The following is a 16,393-nucleotide window of genomic DNA, read 5'->3' as shown; positions in this document are numbered from 1 at the left end:
CCGGCAACCGCTCCGAAGTGGAGGGTGGACGGCACGAAGGGCACGGCCGGACGGCCGTGCCCTTCGTGGTGGGTCAACCGGGGGTGGTCACTCCCCCGGCGTGGACTTCGCGATCTGCATCAGGAACTCGATGTTGGTGCGGGACTGCTTGAGCCGGTCCAGCAGCAGGTCGAGCGCCGCCTGCGAGTCCAGTGAGTGCAGCACCTTGCGGAGCTTGTGGATGATCGCCAGCTCCTCCGGCGCGAACAGGACCTCCTCCTTGCGCGTGCCGGAGGGGTTGATGTCGATCGCCGGGAAGACCCGCTTGTCGGCGATCTTCCGGTCCAGCTTCAGCTCGGCGTTGCCGGTGCCCTTGAACTCCTCGAAGATGACCGTGTCCGCCATGGACCCGGTCTCCACCAGCGCGGTGGCGAGGATGGTCAGCGAGCCGCCGTTCTCGATGTTCCGGGCCGCGCCGAGGAACCGCTTCGGCGGGTAGAGCGCGGTCGAGTCGATACCACCGGACATGATCCGGCCGGAGGCCGGCGCCGCCAGGTTGTACGACCGGCCGAGCCGGGTCACCGAGTCGAGCAGTACGACCACGTCGTGGCCCAGCTCGACCAGGCGCTTGGCCCGCTCGATGGCCAGCTCGGCGATCGTGGTGTGGTCCTGCGGCGGACGGTCGAACGTGGCCGCGATGACCTCGCCCTTCACCGACCGCTGCATGTCGGTGACCTCTTCCGGCCGCTCGTCCACCAGCACCACCATCAGGTGGCACTCCGGGTTGTTCCGGGTGATGGCGTTTGCGATGGCCTGCAGCACCATCGTCTTACCGGCCTTCGGCGGCGACACGATCAGCGCGCGCTGCCCCTTGCCGATCGGCATCACCAGGTCGATCACCCGGGTGGTGAGGATGTGCGGCTCGGTCTCCAGCCGCAGTCGCTCCTGCGGGTAGAGCGGGGTGAGCTTGTAGAACTCGGGGCGCCGACGGGCCTCATCCGGCTCCATGCCGTTGATGGTGTCCAGCCGGACCAGCGGGTTGTACTTGTCCCGCCGCTGGTCGCCGCTGTTGCCACCGTCCTTCGCGGCCCGGACCGCACCGGTGATCGCGTCACCGCGGCGCAGGCCGTACTTCTTGATCTGGGACATCGAGACGTAGACGTCGTTCGGGCCGGCCAGGTAGCCGGTGGTCCGGACGAAGGCGTAGTTGTCCAGCACGTCGATGATGCCGGCCACCGGGACGAGCACGTCGTCCTCGCTGACCTGCGGCTCGCGGCCGCCACCGTCGTTGCCGCCCTCGGGACGGTCGCCCCGACCCCGGCGACGGTCACGGAACCGGCTGCGCCGGCCGCGCCGGCCGCCACCCTCACCGTCGTCGTCGGAGTCGTCGTTGCGCTGCGGACCCCGGTCGTTGCGGTCGTTACGGTCGGCCCGCTCGTTGCGGTCCCCGCGGTCGGCCCGCTCGCCCCGGTCGTTACGGTCGCCGCGCTCGTTGCGGTCGCCCCGATCGTTGCGGTCGCCCCGGTCGTTGCGGTCGCCCCGGTCCCGGTCCGCCCGCTCGCCCCGGTCGGTGCGCTCGCCGCGCTCCCCGCGGTCGTTGCGGTCACCCCGGTCGTTACGGTCGCCGCGCTCGCCCCGGTCGGTCCGCTCGACACGGTCGGCGCCGTCGTTGCGGTCCGCCCGCTCGTTCCGGTCGGTCCGCTCAGCACGGTCGGTCCGCTCGGCACGGTCGGTCCGCTCAGCACGGTCGGTCCGCTCGGCACGGTCGGTCCGCTCAGCACGGTCGGTCCGCTCGGCACGGTCGGTCCGCTCGCCGGTCTCGGCGGGGGCCGCCTCGGTCCGGGCCTCGGTGGCCCGCGCCTCGCCGGCGGCGGCGCGGGTGCGCCTGGTCCGGGTGCGACCCTCGGTCTCGCCGGCCGCAGCGGCAGGCGCCGGCTCGGCCCGCTCCTCGCGAACCTCGGCGTGCACCTCCTCGCGGACGGGTGCGGCCGCCGCGGCAACCTCGGCCCGGGGTCGAGGGGTGCCGGTGGCGGCGCCGCCCTGCCGCTCGGAGATGGCGCTGATCAGCTCGCCCTTGCGCATGCGAGCGGTGCCGGAGATGCCGAGCGACGCGGCCAGGCTCTGCAGCTCCGGCAGCAGCATCGCCGAGAGGCCGGTTCCGCTACGCCGACGGCGGGCGGGGGCGGCGGTGGTGGCATCGCCAGCGACGTTGGAAACATCCGACGTCACGTCGGTGGTGTCGCTCAATGGATTCCTTCCCTCGATAGGCCGGGACTGCCCGGGTTCGAAGAACCAGGTGGCCGGGCGGCCTCGGTGCACCCGCCTCGCATTGACGCGTCGCGGGAGTCTGTAGCACGACAGCCGGTCGGTATCCCGACCCACCAGACCTCGGTGAGCGGGTCTCGCCGCCTGCGGCGACCTGCGGAAACTGCGGTGTGGCGGCTGCCTTGAGCAGGGGTGACGGGCTTACCGCCGAGAGCTTCGGGGGTGCGCCGTCCCGCAGGGAGATCGCATGCTTCGCGGCTGTGCTAAGGCTAGAGCGTAATCAACTCTTCCGACCTGCGGCAACAGGGCCCCGCTCGGCGTGTCCAACTCTACCCCGTACGACGGTGGCGCCGCGCACCTCTATCGGCAACCCGATCCCCTGCCAGCCTGTTCCCGGATCGAAGCCGTCGGGCGGCGCGGTCAGGGCCAGCACGGTCGGCCCCGCCCCACTGACCACGGCGGCCACACCCGCCGCACGCAGCTCATCCACCAGCGCCGCGGTGCGCGGCATGCCGGCCGCCCGGTAGCCCTGGTGCAGCCGGTCGACGGTGGCCGGCAGCAGCAGCGCCGGCTCGGTGGTCAACGCGTGCACCAGCAGCGCCGCCCGGCCGGCGGTCAACGCGGCGTCGGCGTGCGGCACGGTCGCCGGCAGCGCCGCCCGGGCCACCTCGGTGAGACCGCGTTCGGCGGGCACGAACACCGTCGGCCGGACCGCCTCGGCGACGGCCAGCGAGACGGCCCGGGCGCCGGTGGGCTCCGTCCAGGCGACGGTGAAGCCGCCGAGCAGGCAGGGCGCGACGTTGTCCGGGTGGCCCTCGATCTCGGCGGCCAGCCGCAGCACCCCGGCGTCGTCGAGCCGCCGCTCGCCGTCGGTCACCAGCGCCCGGGCCAGCAGCACGCCGGCCACGATCGCGGCGGAGGAGGAGCCCAGCCCACGGGCCTGCGGGATCCGGTTGACGCACTCCACCGCCAACCCGACCGGCTGACCGCCGAGCAGGTCGAAGGCGGTCCGCATGGACGCGGCCACCAGGTGCCGGCCGTCGCGCGGCAGCTCGGCCGCGCCCTCGCCGGTGACCTCCACCGTCACGCCGCCGGTCGTGGTCACCTCGGCGGTGACGTCGTCGTGCAGCCCGAGGGCGAGCCCCAGGGCGTCGAAGCCCGGGCCCAGGTTGGCGCTGGTCGCGGGCGTCCGCACCCGCACCGGCCCGGAGGCGAAAGTCGTCGGCACGGGCTCATGCTAGGTCGCGGGTCCGACCTTCCGCCGCCGCGCCCGACTCCTGGGAATCCGGGGTGGGGTCCGACAGCGACAGCCGGCGGGTGGCGAGCCGCCAGCCGAGCGCGTAGACCAGGGTCACCAGGCCGCAGCCGGCCAGCACCACCCGCTCGTCCACCACGTCCACCACCGCGGCGACCACCAGCTGGCTGACCGAGATGGCCAGCGTCGCGAGCATCATGTCGGTGGCGAAGACCCGGCCCCGCAGCCGGTCCGGCACCTCACCCTGCAGCGCGAAGTTGGACAGCACCCAGTTGCTGCCGCCGCCGAAGTGCGCCACGAAGACCAGCAGCAGCACCAGCGGGAACCAGTGCGCCAGCGAGGCGCCCAGGTAGGCCAGGCCGTACAGGGACATCGACAGGGCCAGCCCGGGCAGCAGCCAGGCCCGGTTGGTCAGCACCCGGCGCATCAGGATCGGCCCGACCAGCGCCCCGGCGCCGCGGAACGCGAAGAGCAGGCCGGTGCCGGCCGGGCCCGCGCCGTACACCCCGGCCAGCAGCGGGAAGACGGTCAGCACCCCGTTGCCGAGGCCGACCGCGGACTTGACGGTGACCAGGGCCAGCACCCGCGGCCGGTGCCCGATGTAGCCGAGCGCCTCGCGGATCGCCGTCCAGGCGCGCGGGGTCGGCCGGTCGGCCTCCCGGGGCGCCTGCAGCGGGCGGCGGATCAGCGCGGCCAGGCCCGCGGCCAGCGCCAGGCCGACCGCGCCCACCCAGAAGCAGGCGTACGGGCCGGCCGCCTCGGTCAGCACGCCGCCGAGCGAGGCGCCGACCACGGTCATGGTGCCCCAGGCCGAGCCGGCGACCGCGTTGCCGACCGCCAGCTCGTCCGGGTCGAGGACGTTGGGCAGGGCGGCCTGGGCGGCGGGCGAGTAGAACGCCTTGCCGACCGCGACCGCGGCGATCGCCGCCAACGCCAGCCAGGCCGTGCCGGCGCCGCGCACGCCGAGCAGCAGCAGCACGCCGAGCAGGGCCACGCCGTTGGCCACCATCATGATCTTCTTGCGGTCGAACCGGTCGGCGATGGTGCCGGTGTACGGCAGCAGCAGGGCCACCACGCCGGTGTCCAGGGCCAGCACCAGGGCGCCCCACACGCCGCTGTCGGTCAGCTGCTTGAGCAGCACCAGCAGCGGCACCATGACGAACCAGTCGGCCCCGAAGACCACCAGCTCGGCCAGGAAGAGATTGCGGAAGTTCCGGTTGCGGGTGAGGACCGACCACGTGGGTGACACGTGCCGGAACCCTACCCGCGCGCGGGCGACCCGGCCGGGTGGCCCGACGGACATCCGACCCGACCGCGCCGGCCGCTCCGACCGCGGACCACCGGACGCGACGCGCCCCCGGCCGGTGGTGGCACCGGGCCGGGGGCGCGTGGTCGGTCGCGGACTACTCGGCCGGTGGCAGCGGCGACTGGCGGCTGCGCGGCAGCCGCAGCACCTCGAACTGGTCGGTGCCGTCCACCAGGGCCGCCGACGGCGCCGACCGGGGCGCCGGCTCGGCCGTGGCCGGGTCCGCCGTGGTCGGCGTACCCCCGGCGTGGGCCGGGACCGGCTCGGCGGTCGGTCGGTCCGCGGGCGCCGGCTCGGCCGGTACGTCACCGGCGCCGCCGCGCCGGGCCCGGCGCTCCCGCAGCGACTCCTTGGTGCGCTCCACCATCGTGTAGAGCGTCGGCACCAGGACCAGGGTGAGCAGCGTCGAGCTGAGCAGGCCGCCGATCACCACCACCGCGAGCGGCTGCGAGATGAAGCCACCCTCGCCGGTCAGCCCGAGAGCCATCGGCAGCAGCGCGAAGATGGTGGCGACCGCGGTCATCAGGATCGGCCGCAGCCGGCGCCGGCCGCCCTCGAGGACCGCCTCGGCGACGCTCATCCCCCGGGCCCGGTACTGGTTGATCAGATCCAGCAGCACGATCGCGTTGGTGACCACGATGCCGACCAGCATCAACACGCCGATCAGCGCGGGCACGCCCAGCGGAGTGCCGGTGGCCAGCAGCAGCGCGATGGCGCCGGTCGCCGCGAACGGGATCGAGATCAGCAGGATCAGCGCCTGGGTGATGCTACGGAACGTCGCCACCATGATCAGGAACACGATCGCGATGGCCGCCAGCACCGCCAGCCCGAGGTCGCCGAAGGCGTCCTCCTGCTGCGCGCTGGCCCCGCCCACCGTCACGGTCGCGCCCGGCACGTCGATGTCGGCCAGCCGCTTCTTCAGCTCCGTGGTGGTGGCGCCGAGGTTCGACCCGGTGGCCGTGCCGGTCACCGAGACGCTGCGCTCACCGTCGATCCGGGTGATCTGCTGCGGGCCCTCGCCCTCGGTCACGTCGGCGATGTCGTCCAGCTTCACCGGGCCGACCGGCAGCGCCCGCAGCTGGTCCAGGGTCAGCGGCGGGGTCGCGCTGGTGCGCAGCACCACGTCCTGCTGGGCGTCGGCCAGGTTCACCTGCCCCAGCGGGGCGCCCCGGTACGCCTGGGCGACCAGCTGCCCGACGGCGGCCTCGCTCAGCCCGGCCCGGGCCGCGGCGACCCGGTCGACGGTCACGTCCACCCGGGGCACCCGCTGGGCGAGGCTGGTCGAGACGTCCTCGACGCCGGAGATCCCGGCCAGCGCGGTCTTCGCCTCGTCGGCCGCCCGGGCCAGCGCGTCCGGGTCGGCGGCCTGGACGACCACCTCGAGCTGGTCGCCCTGGCCCTGCCCGAAGGTCAGCTCGCCGACGCCGTCGCCGAGGGCGTCGAAGCTCTTCCGCAGGGTCTCCTTGGTCGCCTTGGCGTCGGTGCCCTCGTCCAGGGCGACCGACCAGGTGGCGGTGTTGTTGCCACCGCCGCCCTCCCACGGCCGGTCGGTGCCGCCGGCGGTCACCTGGTACGTCTTCACCCCGGCGGTGTCGGCGAGCACGGACTCGACCCGCTTGGCCGCCTCGTCGGTGCCGGCCAGGCCGGTGCCGGCGGGCAGCTCCTGCTGGATGGTGAGGGTGTCCTGGCCCGAGTCGTCCAGGAAGTTCGTCTGCAACCGGCTGGCCAGGCCGAAGGTGCCGAGCAGCAGCAGCAGGCCCACGCCCAGGGTGATCCAGCGGGTGGCCCGGGAACGGGTGGCGAAGCCGATCGCCGGCAGGTACGCCCGCTGCAACGGGCTGCGCAGCTCCTTCTCCTCGGCGGCCCGGCGCAGCGCGGCGCCGTCCGTGCCGGCCTTCGGCGGCTTGAGGAACCAGTACGCCAGCACCGGGATCACCGTCAGCGCGACCAGCAGCGAGGCGAGCAGGGCCACCGTCACGGTGATCGCGAACGGCGCGAAGAGCTGCCCGACGAAGCCGCCGACCAGCGCGATCGGCGCGAACACCGCGACCGTGGTGAGGGTGGACGCGGTCACCGCGCCGGCCACCTCGCGGACCGCCGCGACGATCGCCGAGCGCTTCTCCTCGCCGTACTCCAGGTGTCGTTTGATGTTCTCCAGCACGACGATCGAGTCGTCGACCACCCGGCCGACCGCGATGGTCAGCGCGCCGAGGGTGAGCAGGTTGAGCGAGTAGTCGCCGATCCAGAGCGCGAGCAGCGCCACCACCACCGACAGCGGGATGGAGACCGCGGTGACCAGGGTGGAGCGCACCGACAGCAGGAAGACCAGGATCACCACGACCGCCATCAGCAGGCCGAGCAGGCCCTCGGTGGTCAGGCTCTTGATCGAGCGCTCGACGAACGGCGCCTGGTCGAAGACCACGGTCAGCTCGGCGCCGGAGGCGGAGCGCAGGTCGGCCAGCCGGTCCCGAATCTCGTGCGAGATGCGGACCGCGTTGCCGTCCGGTGCGGCGGTGACCGCGATGCCGATGCTGTCGGTGCCGTTGGTGCGGGTGAGCGCGGTGGCCGGGGCGAGTTGCTGCTCGACGGTGGCCACGTCGCCGAGCCGGACCGGCGGGGCGCCCGGGGCGCTCGGGGTGAGCACGATGCCGCGCAGCTCGTCCAGGGTGGCGATCGGGGTGCCGACCTGCACCGGCAGGGACCGCGTGCCGTCGGCGAGGGCGCCGGCCGGGACGGTGACGCCGTTGGTCTTCAGCGCGGCGCCGATGGCGGTCGGCGCCAGCTTCGCGGCGGCGAACTTCGCCGGGTTCGGGGTGACCGTGACGACCTGGTCGCGGGCCCCGGTGATCGCGACGGTGCGGACGCCGTCGATCCCCTCCAGCTCTGGTACGACGGTGGCGCGCAGCTTCTCCACCAGCGCGCGCTGGTCGTCGCCGCCGGTGGCGGCCAGCACCACGGCCGGGAAGTCGTCGGTGCTGCCCGTGATCACCTGCGGGTCGACCGCGTCGGGCAGCTGCGCGTCGATCCGCCCGAGCGCCGTCTGCATCTTGTTGGCGGCGGCGTCGATGTCGGTGCCGAACGCGAACTGCACCGAGACGGTGGCCGAGCCCTCCCGGGAGACCGAGGTGACCTTCTCCAGCCCGCGGATGCCCTGGAGGCTGGTCTCGATGGGCTCGGTGACCTGGGACTCGACGACCTCGGGGCCGGCGCCGGGATAGACCGCGACGACGAAGGCGCCGGGGAACTCCAGCGACGGCAGGAGCTGCTGCTTCAGGGAGGGCACGGCGAACGCCCCGAACAGCGCGGTCACCACCGCGATGAGGGCGACCAACCCCCGGTTGGCGAGACTGGATCTGGCGAGCAGCGACATCAGCTTGGCTCACTCCTGGGGAGAGGGGCATACGGGGTACGCAAAGTGTGCCCGACCCGATCTTCCCCGACCCCGTCGGGGCGCGCTACCCCGTCGGGCTCAGGCAAGGTCGAGCGAGCGGGCCGCGGCCAGCGCGTCGTTGGCGATGGTGAGCGGCGCGGGCGCGGTGGAGATGGCCCACTCCGGGTCCTTCAGGCCGTGCCCGGTCACCGTGCAGACCACCGTGGACCCGGCCGGCACCCGGCCGGCGGCGGCCTGCTGGAGCAGGCCGGCCACGCTGGCCGCGCTGCCCAGCTCGACGAAGACCCCGACCTCGCGGGCGAGCAGCCGGTACGCCGACAGGATCTCCCGGTCGGTGACCGCGGCGATCAGGCCCTGCGAGGCGTCCCGGGCGTCGACCGCCTTGGTCCAGCTGGCCGGGTTGCCGATCCGGATGGCGGTGGCGATGGTGGCCGGCTCGTGCACCACCTGACCGGTGACGATCGGGGCGGCGCCGGCGGCCTGGAAGCCGTACATCTTCGGGGCCTTCGTGGCGTTGCCCGCCAGCAGGTCGTCGGAGTAGCCCATCCAGTACGCGGAGACGTTGCCGGCGTTGCCGACCGGCAGGCAGTGGATGTCCGGTGCGTCGCCGAGCGCCTCGACGATCTCGAACGCGGCGGTCTTCTGCCCGTGCAGCCGGTCCGGGTTCACCGAGTTGACCAGGGCCACCGGGTAGTCCTGGGCGAGCTTCGAGGCGAGCGCGAGGCAGTCGTCGAAGTTGCCCTGCACCTGGAGCAGCTTCGCGCCGTGCACCAGCGCCTGGGCCAGCTTGCCCAGCGCGATCTTGCCCCGCGGCACCAGCACCGCGCAGGTGATCCCGGCCCGGGCCGCGTACGCCGCGGCGGAGGCGCTGGTGTTGCCGGTGGAGGCGCAGATGATCGCCTTGTCGCCGGCCTCGACCGCCTTGGAGACCGCGACGGTCATGCCGCGGTCCTTGAACGAGCCGGTCGGGTTGGCCCCCTCCACCTTCAGGTGCACCTCGCAGCCGAGCCGGTCGGCGAGCGCCGGCGCGGGCAGCAGCGGGGTGTTCCCCTCGTGCAGGGTGACGACGGGGGTGGCGTCGGTGACCGGCAGCCGGTCCCGGTACGTCTCGATCAGACCGCGCCACATGTCGCTCTCCTCGCCTCAGTCGGCTCTGCTCGCCTGCCAGACTCCACCACCGGCGCACGGCGGCACCCGGCGCACCCGTCCCTAACCATCAGGCGAGACGGCGGGTTACGCGCCGCCCTCGACTCGCAGCACGCTGGCCACCGAGCGGACGATGTCCAGCCCGCGCAGCTCGCGGACGGTGGCGGCGAGCGCGGCGTCCGGCGCGACGTGGGTGACGATCACCAGGTCGGCGTCCGCGCCCCGGCCGGCCGGTCCGCCGCCGGCCGGGCCCTGCCGGACGGTGGCGATGGAGACGTCGTGCCGGGCGAACACCCCGGCGACGGCCTGCAGCACACCGGGGCGGTCGGCCACGTCGAGACTGACGTGGTAGCGGGTGAGCGCCTCGCCCATCGGCCGCACCGCCAGGTCCGCGTACGCGGACTCGCTGGCCGCCCGGGCCCCGGCGAGCCGGTTGCGGGCCACCGCCACCACGTCGCCGAGCACCGCGCTGGCGGTCGGCGCGCCACCGGCGCCCCGGCCGTAGAACATCAACTGCCCGGCCGCCTCGGCCTCGACGAAGACCGCGTTGAACGCGTCGCCGACACCGGCCAGCGGGTGGCTCAGCGGGATCATCGCCGGGTGCACCCGGACGCTCACCGTCTCGCGGCCCACGTCGTCCACCCCCCGGGCGGCGATGCAGAGCAGCTTGATGGTGCAGCCCATCGCCTTGGCGCTGGCCACGTCGGCGGCGGTCACCTCGGTGATGCCCTCGCGGTGCACGTCCGCGGCGGAGACCCGGGTGTGGAAGGCCAGCGAGGCGAGGATGGCGGCCTTGGCGGCGGCGTCGAAGCCCTCCACGTCGGCCGTCGGGTCCGCCTCGGCGTACCCCAGCTCGGTGGCCTCCTCCAGCGCCTCGGCGAAGCCGGCGCCGGTGGCGTCCATGGCGGAGAGGATGAAGTTGGTGGTGCCGTTGACGATGCCGGTGACCCGGTTGATCCTGTCCCCGTGCAGCGACTCGCGCAGCGGGCGCAGCAGCGGGATGGCGCCGGCCACGCTGGCCTCGTAGTAGAGGTCGGCGCCGCCCTCGGCTGCCGCGTCGTGCAGGCTGGCGCCGTCCTCGGCGAGCAGCGCCTTGTTGGCGGTGACCACGCTCTTGCCGGCCCGCAGCGCCTCCACCAGCCAGCCGCGCGCCGTCTCGATCCCGCCGACCACCTCGACCACCACGTCCACGTCGTCGCGCTTGATCAGCCCGAGCGGGTCGGTGGTGAACAGCGCCGGGTCGACCGGCAGGTCACCGCGGTCGCGACCGGTCCGGCGTACGGCGATGCCGGCGATCTCCAGCGGGGCGCCGATCCGGGCGGTGAGGTCGGCGGACTGCTCGTGCAGCAGCCGGACCACCTCGCTGCCCACGGTTCCGCAGCCGAGCAGCGCCAAACGAACGGGTGACGTCATCCCACATCCAATGCCAGCAGATCCGCTTCGGTCTCCCGCCGGACGATCAGCCGGGCCCGACCGTCGCGCACCGCGACCACCGGCGGCCGGGGCACGTGGTTGTAGTTGCTGGCCATGCTCCGGCAGTACGCCCCGGTGCCGGGCACCGCGACAAGATCTCCGGGCTGCACGTCGGCGGGCAGGAATTCATCCTTCACCACGATGTCCCCGGACTCACAGTGCTTTCCCACCACGCGGGCGAGCATCGGCCCGGCCTGCGACGCCCGGTTGGCCACGGTGGCCGAGTACGACGCGTCGTAGAGCGCGGTCCGGATGTTGTCGCTCATCCCCCCGTCCACGCTCACGTACGTCCGGATGCCGTCCACGTCTTTGACCGTGCCCACCTCGTACAGGGTGAACACGGCCGGCCCGACGATCGCCCGCCCCGGCTCGATGGACAGGTGCGGCACGGCCAGGTTCTCCGCCGCGCACTCCGCCTCGACGATCCGGCGCAGCCGCTTGGCGAGATCCTGCGCGGTGGCCGGGTCGTCCTGGGTGGTGTACGCGATGCCGAAGCCGCCGCCCAGGTCCAGCTCGGGCAGCTGCACCCCGCGCGCGTCCCGGAGCTGGGCCTGCAGGCCGAGCACCCGGCGGGCGGAGACCTCGAAGCCGGCGGCGTCGAAGATCTGCGAGCCGATGTGCGAGTGCAGCCCGCGCAGCTCCAGGACGTCCTCGTCGAGCACCCGGAACGCCGCCTCGGCGGCCGCCCCGCCGGCCAGCGAGAAGCCGAACTTCTGATCCTCGTGGGCGGTGGCGATGAACTCGTGGGTGTGCGCCTCCACCCCGACGGTGACCCGGATCAGCACGCCGGGGCGGACCCCGCGCTCCCGGGCCAGCGCGGTGAGCCGGTCGATCTCGGTGAACGAGTCGAGGATGATCCTCCCCACCCCCGCGTCCAGCGCCCGGGTCAGCTCGGCGGTCGACTTGTTGTTGCCGTGGAAGCCGATCCGCTCGGGGGGCATCCCGGCGGCCAGCGCGGTGGCCAGCTCGCCGCCGGTGCACACGTCGAGGAACAGGCCCTCCTCGGCGATCATCCGGACCACCGCGCGGCAGAGGAACGCCTTGCCGGCGTAGTAGACGTCCGCGCCGTCGAAGGCGGCCCGGAAGTCCCGGCACCGGGAGCGCAGATCGTCCTCGTCGAGGACGTACACCGGGGTGCCGTACTCGGCGGCCAGGTCGCCGACGGGCAGGCCGGCGACCGTGAGCGCGCCGTCGGCGCCGCGCGCCACGTTGCGCGGCCACAGCTGCGGCACCAGGTCGTTGACGTCGGCCGGGGGCCGCAGCCACGGCGGGCGGCTGCCGATGTCGCCGTGCAGGGCGCCGGCCTCGTGCGCGCGCATGTCGGGTTACATCCGCTCGGGGGCGGAGACGCCGAGCAGCCGCAGGCCGTTGGCGATCACCGTCCGAGTGGCGTCGTTCAGCCAGAGCCGGGCCCGGTGCAGGTCGGTGACCTCCTCGTCGCCCCGGGGCAGGATCCGGCAGCTGTCGTAGAACCGGTGGTACGCCCCGGAGAGGTCCTCCAGGTAGCGGGCCACCCGGTGCGGCTCGCGCAGCTCGGCGGCGGAGGCGACCACGGCGGGGAACTCGGCGAGCGCCTTGAGCAGCTCGTTCTCCTTCTCGTGGTCGAGCAGGCCGGGGTCGAACGCGGCCGCGTCGCCCCGACTCAGGCCGACCTCGGCGGCGTTGCGCCCGACGCTGGCCGTCCGGGCCGCGACGTACTGCACGTAGTAGACCGGGTTGTCGCGGGTGGCCCGGGTCCACAGCTCGACGTCGATGTCGATCGGGGAGTCGCTGGAGTAGCGGGCCAGCGCGTACCGGGAGGCGTCCACGCCGATCGCGTCGACCAGGTCCTCCAGGGTGACCACCGTGCCGGCCCGCTTGCTCATCCGCACCGGCTGCCCGTCGCGGACCAGGTTTACCAGCTGGCCGATCAGGATCTCCAGGTTGACGGCCGGGTCGTCGCCGAAGCAGGCGGCCATCGCCTTCATCCGGCCGATGTAGCCGTGGTGGTCGGCGCCCAGCATGATCACGACCCGCTCGAAGCCGCGCTCGCGCTTGTCCAGGTAGTAGGCGCAGTCGGCGGCGAAGTACGTCCACTCGCCGTTGGACTTGCGCAGCACCCGGTCCTTGTCGTCGCCGAAGTCGGTGGTGCGCAGCCAGGTCGCCCCGTCGGCCTCGAACAGGTGGCCCTGGGCCCGCAGCCGCTCCAGGGCGAGGTCCAGCTCGCCCCGTTCGTGCAGGTCCTTCTCGTTGAAGTACGTGTCGAAGTGCACCCCGAACGCGGCCAGCGAGGCCTTGATCTCGGCGAACATCAGCGCCACGCCCTCGATCCGGAAGGTCTCCTGGGCGGCGGCGTCGTCCTGCTCCAGCACGTCCGGCCGGATCCCCCGGACGGCCTCGGCGATCTCGGCGATGTACGCCCCGCCGTAGCCGTCCTCCGGCGCCGGCTCTCCCTTGGCCGCGGCGAGCAGCGACCGGGCGAACCTGTCGATCTGGGAGCCCGCGTCGTTGAAGTAGTACTCCGTGCCGACCTCGGCGCCGGTGGCCCGCAGCAGCCGGCTCAGCGCGTCGCCGACGGCCGCCCAGCGGACCCCGCCGATGTGCACCGGGCCGGTCGGGTTGGCCGAGACGAACTCCAGGTTGATCTTCTCGCCGGCCAGCCGGTCGCTGCGCCCGTACGCCTCGCCGGCCTCGACGATCACCCGGGCCAGCTGGCCGGCGGCGGCCGCGTCCAGCCGGATGTTGAGGAAGCCGGGGCCGGCGATCTCCACCGACTTGACCCCCTCGGCGCGGCCGAGCTGCTCGGCCAGGGCGCCGGCCAGCTCCCGCGGCGGGACGCCGACCTTCTTGCTGAGCTGCAGCGCGAGCGTGGAGGCGTAGTCGCCGTGCTCGGGATTGCGCGGGCGCTCCACCGCCGTACGGGCCGGCAGGGCGGCCGGGTCCAGGCCCCGGTCGGTGAAGACGGCGTGGGCGGCGGACAGGACGACCTCGGCGAGTTCTGCGGGAGTCACCGAACCATGTTATCGGGGGTAGACTCGGGCACTCGGCGGCGACCCTTCGCGTCACCGGCCCGCCAGATCCCTGACCGACCGACCTGACGAGGCACGATGAGCATCAGCACCCCGGGCGGCCCCGAGCGCCGCCCGACCGTGGTCAGCACCGGCAAGAAGCCGGCCGCCGGCCGGCCCGCGTCCGGCGCGGGCAAGCCGTCGACGACTCCGCGCCAGACCGCGGGCGGCGGCAAGGGCCCACGCAAGCCGGTCACGCCGGTCAAGGTGAGCCAGGGCCGCTCCTGGGGGCCGATCGCCCTCTTCGCCGCCGTCGGCGTCCTGTTCGTGGCGATCATCGGGTACGGCGCCTACGCGACGTTCCAGGGCTCGAAGCCGTGGGAGAAGCGCGCCGACGGCATCAGCGGCATCGTGGACTACCGCAAGAAGGACGACAAGCTCGTCCAGGGCGGCCAGCACCAGCAGGGCCCGATCAAGTACGACGTCCTCCCGCCGGTCGCCGGCCCGCACAACCCGGCCTGGCAGAACTGCATGGGCGACGTCTACGACGCGCCGATCGCCAACGAGCACGCGGTGCACAGCATGGAGCACGGCACGGTCTGGATCACCTACCGCCCCGACCTGCCGGCCGACCAGGTGGCGAAGCTCAAGGCGAAGGTGCAGGGCAAGGAGAAGATGATGCTCAGCCCGTTCGACGGGCTGGACAAGCCGATCTCCCTGCAGGCTTGGGGTTACCAGCTCAAGGTCGACAACGCCGACGACGGCCGGATCGACGAGTTCATCAAGACGCTGCGGGTGAACGCCTCGGTCGAGGGCCCGAACGCCAACTGCGGCCAGGGCATCACCGCCACCGGCACCACCCCGCGGGACAACGTCCAGCAGCAGCAGCCCACCCAGTAAGGACGGTGCGATGACCGCCTCACCGACGACGGCCAGCCCACCGGACGAGACCCCGGTCACCGGCGACGTCGGCCGGCGCGCCGCGGGGCGCTACGGCGTGCTCGCGCTCGCCGCCGCCGTCGTGGTCGGGCTGCTCCTCGGGTACGCCGGCGGCCTGTTGACGCCGAAGCTCACCCGCCCGGGTGACACCTCGGCCGAGGCGGGCTTCGCCCGGGACATGAGCACCCACCACGCCCAGGCGGTGGAGATGGGGCTGATCGCCTTCCAGCGGGGCACCGACCCCGAGGTGCGGCAGATCGGCGGCGACATCGCCACCGGCCAGCAGGGTGAGATCGGCACCATGCAGGCCTGGCTGCGCTCCTGGGGGCTGGACCCGACCGGCTCGCAGGAGCGGATGGCCTGGATGCCGGACGGCCCCGCCCTGATGCACGACGGGCTGATGCCGGGGGTGGCGACGGCCGACGAGATGGCCGCGCTGCGCGCCGCCCAGGGTCGCCAGCTGGACGTGCTGTTCCTGAAGATGATGATCAAGCACCACCTCGGCGGGATCCACATGCTCGACGGCGTCCTCGACGAGGGGCACGACGACGAGGTGCTGCGGGTGGCCCAGGTCATGAAGAACACCCAGCAGACCGACCTGACCAACATGAACAACGCGCTCAAGCGGCTGGGCGGCTGAGCCGTTCCGCCCCGGCGTCTCCGGAGGCCCGCGTACCGCTTCGGCGGCACGCGGGCCTCCGCGCTTCTACGACCTTGGTGGTGCTTTGATGGCACTTTGATGGCTTTAGCACCAATCGCAACATGCAACCCATTGAACTCGTTAGAGACTTTTCTCCCCACATATCGTGACCAGTTATGATTCGGGCTCGTTGCGCAGGACGTGGGGGTTGCACTCAGAGACGCGCGGCGCTCGGTCACCAGCTGGTGCCGGCGCCACACCATCGGCGGTGACGGAGCGGTGGCAGCCATCCGTCGCGGACATCGGCAGGGCGAGTCCGGAGCGCTCAGCCGCGAGCAGGAACTCGAACTGATCGACGTGCTGCGGGGCGTCCACCCCGACGAGTTCGGGCTGGACGACGAGCTGTGGACGCGGCAGAGCCTGGCCGCGCTGATCCAGCGGCGGTTCGACCTGACCACGGACGCCGGCACCGTCGGGGCGTACCTGCGGGCCTGGGGATTGGGCCCGCGGGAGCCGCGGGAGCGCGCCTGCGGGCTCTGCGTCGGCGCGGTGGAGCGCTGGGTACGCCTGGACTACCCGGCGATCACCCGGGTGGCCCAGGAGCACGACGCGGAGGTCTACTGGATCGGGCGGATCCGACTGCGCGGCACCATGCCCGCCGCCGACGTGATCTCCGCGGTCTCGTCGCGCGGGCGGGTCCGGTTCATGGTCACCACGCCGGGCGTGGACGCACCGCTGCCCCGGGACTTCGTGCTGCGGCTCAGCGGCGCCCAGGAGCGGACGGTGCACCTGATCGTGGACGGCTCCTGGCCGAAGAACGAGTGGCCCCGCCGCCTCCCCCGCCGCATCGTCCTGCACCCCCTCCCCAGCTGCGGCCGCACCCTCGCCGCCGCCTAACAGTGAGGATGTGCGAGAGGGTCCTCCCGGTCCGGTCTGACCCGCCCCCTAACTGACTTCGGGTCTTGAACGGGATCTGTCGACCGTGGCCGGGAGGACTACTCGTGCACTCACC

The 16,393-nt window shown here is 73.2% G+C and carries 11 protein-coding genes; 3 read left to right on the top strand and 8 right to left on the bottom strand.

Annotated features, from left to right (window positions below; all coding sequences use genetic code 11):
* Positions 1 to 87: 87 nt before the first annotated feature.
* The 8 genes from rho to argS form a co-directional block, all read right to left on the bottom strand.
* Positions 88 to 2,226, bottom strand: coding sequence for a transcription termination factor Rho (rho, locus tag ACFY3U_RS20290; RefSeq protein WP_387203731.1), 2,139 nt, complete (start codon positions 2,224 to 2,226; stop codon positions 88 to 90).
* 298 nt (positions 2,227 to 2,524) lie between these two features.
* The gene (thrB, locus tag ACFY3U_RS20285; RefSeq protein ID WP_387203728.1) at positions 2,525 to 3,472 is read right to left on the bottom strand and encodes a homoserine kinase; all 948 of its coding nucleotides are present in this window, start codon (positions 3,470 to 3,472) and stop codon (positions 2,525 to 2,527) included.
* A 4-nt stretch (positions 3,473 to 3,476) separates the two neighbouring features.
* Positions 3,477 to 4,748, bottom strand: a complete 1,272-nt coding sequence (locus tag ACFY3U_RS20280; RefSeq protein WP_387203725.1) for an MFS transporter — start codon at positions 4,746 to 4,748, stop codon at positions 3,477 to 3,479.
* Between the two features lie 154 nt (positions 4,749 to 4,902).
* On the bottom strand, positions 4,903 to 8,175 hold the full coding sequence (locus ACFY3U_RS20275) for an efflux RND transporter permease subunit (protein WP_387203722.1): 3,273 nt from the start codon (positions 8,173 to 8,175) through the stop codon (positions 4,903 to 4,905).
* Between the two features lie 99 nt (positions 8,176 to 8,274).
* The gene (gene thrC, locus ACFY3U_RS20270; protein WP_387203719.1) at positions 8,275 to 9,324 is read right to left on the bottom strand and encodes a threonine synthase; all 1,050 of its coding nucleotides are present in this window, start codon (positions 9,322 to 9,324) and stop codon (positions 8,275 to 8,277) included.
* Positions 9,325 to 9,429: 105 nt separating this feature from the next.
* Positions 9,430 to 10,755: a homoserine dehydrogenase gene (locus tag ACFY3U_RS20265; RefSeq protein WP_387203716.1), complete on the bottom strand. Its 1,326-nt coding sequence runs from the start codon at positions 10,753 to 10,755 to the stop codon at positions 9,430 to 9,432.
* Entirely contained in the window at positions 10,752 to 12,134 is a 1,383-nt protein-coding gene (gene lysA / locus ACFY3U_RS20260; protein WP_387203713.1) for a diaminopimelate decarboxylase, read from the bottom strand. Before lysA ends, ACFY3U_RS20265 begins: the two co-directional genes overlap by 4 nt.
* A 6-nt stretch (positions 12,135 to 12,140) precedes the next feature.
* Positions 12,141 to 13,805: an arginine--tRNA ligase gene (argS, locus tag ACFY3U_RS20255; RefSeq protein WP_387203710.1), complete on the bottom strand. Its 1,665-nt coding sequence runs from the start codon at positions 13,803 to 13,805 to the stop codon at positions 12,141 to 12,143.
* 96 nt (positions 13,806 to 13,901) lie between these two features.
* On the opposite strand from argS, the gene ACFY3U_RS20250 reads away from it, so the two are divergent.
* The 3 genes from ACFY3U_RS20250 (at position 13,902) to ACFY3U_RS20240 (ending at position 16,278) form a co-directional block, all read left to right on the top strand.
* A complete protein-coding gene (locus tag ACFY3U_RS20250) occupies positions 13,902 to 14,702 on the top strand; it encodes a DUF3105 domain-containing protein (protein WP_387203707.1) in 801 nt (266 codons plus the stop codon).
* A 10-nt stretch (positions 14,703 to 14,712) separates the two neighbouring features.
* Positions 14,713 to 15,381, top strand: a complete 669-nt coding sequence (locus tag ACFY3U_RS20245) for a DUF305 domain-containing protein (protein WP_387203704.1) — start codon at positions 14,713 to 14,715, stop codon at positions 15,379 to 15,381.
* A 201-nt stretch (positions 15,382 to 15,582) separates the two neighbouring features.
* Positions 15,583 to 16,278, top strand: a complete 696-nt coding sequence (locus tag ACFY3U_RS20240) for a winged helix-turn-helix domain-containing protein (protein ID WP_387203701.1) — start codon at positions 15,583 to 15,585, stop codon at positions 16,276 to 16,278.
* The last annotated feature ends 115 nt before the right edge of the window (positions 16,279 to 16,393 follow it).

The organism is Micromonospora sp. NPDC000089, assembly GCF_042899365.1.
Taxonomy (GTDB): domain Bacteria; phylum Actinomycetota; class Actinomycetes; order Mycobacteriales; family Micromonosporaceae; genus Micromonospora.
Note: the sequence above shows the minus strand (reverse complement) of the source record. Positions and strands in the feature narration are given on the sequence as shown.

What these genes read in the sequence shown, in the direction of transcription:
- ACFY3U_RS20275 (WP_387203722.1), bottom strand. Translation starts at nt 8,175, where the DNA reads ATGTCGCTGCTCGCCAGATCCAGTCTCGCCAACCGGGGGTTGGTCGCC.
- thrC (WP_387203719.1), bottom strand. Translation starts at nt 9,324, where the DNA reads ATGTGGCGCGGTCTGATCGAGACGTACCGGGACCGGCTGCCGGTCACC.
- ACFY3U_RS20265 (WP_387203716.1), bottom strand. Translation starts at nt 10,755, where the DNA reads ATGACGTCACCCGTTCGTTTGGCGCTGCTCGGCTGCGGAACCGTGGGC.
- lysA (WP_387203713.1), bottom strand. Translation starts at nt 12,134, where the DNA reads ATGCGCGCGCACGAGGCCGGCGCCCTGCACGGCGACATCGGCAGCCGC.
- ACFY3U_RS20250 (WP_387203707.1), top strand. Translation starts at nt 13,902, where the DNA reads ATGAGCATCAGCACCCCGGGCGGCCCCGAGCGCCGCCCGACCGTGGTC.
- ACFY3U_RS20245 (WP_387203704.1), top strand. Translation starts at nt 14,713, where the DNA reads ATGACCGCCTCACCGACGACGGCCAGCCCACCGGACGAGACCCCGGTC.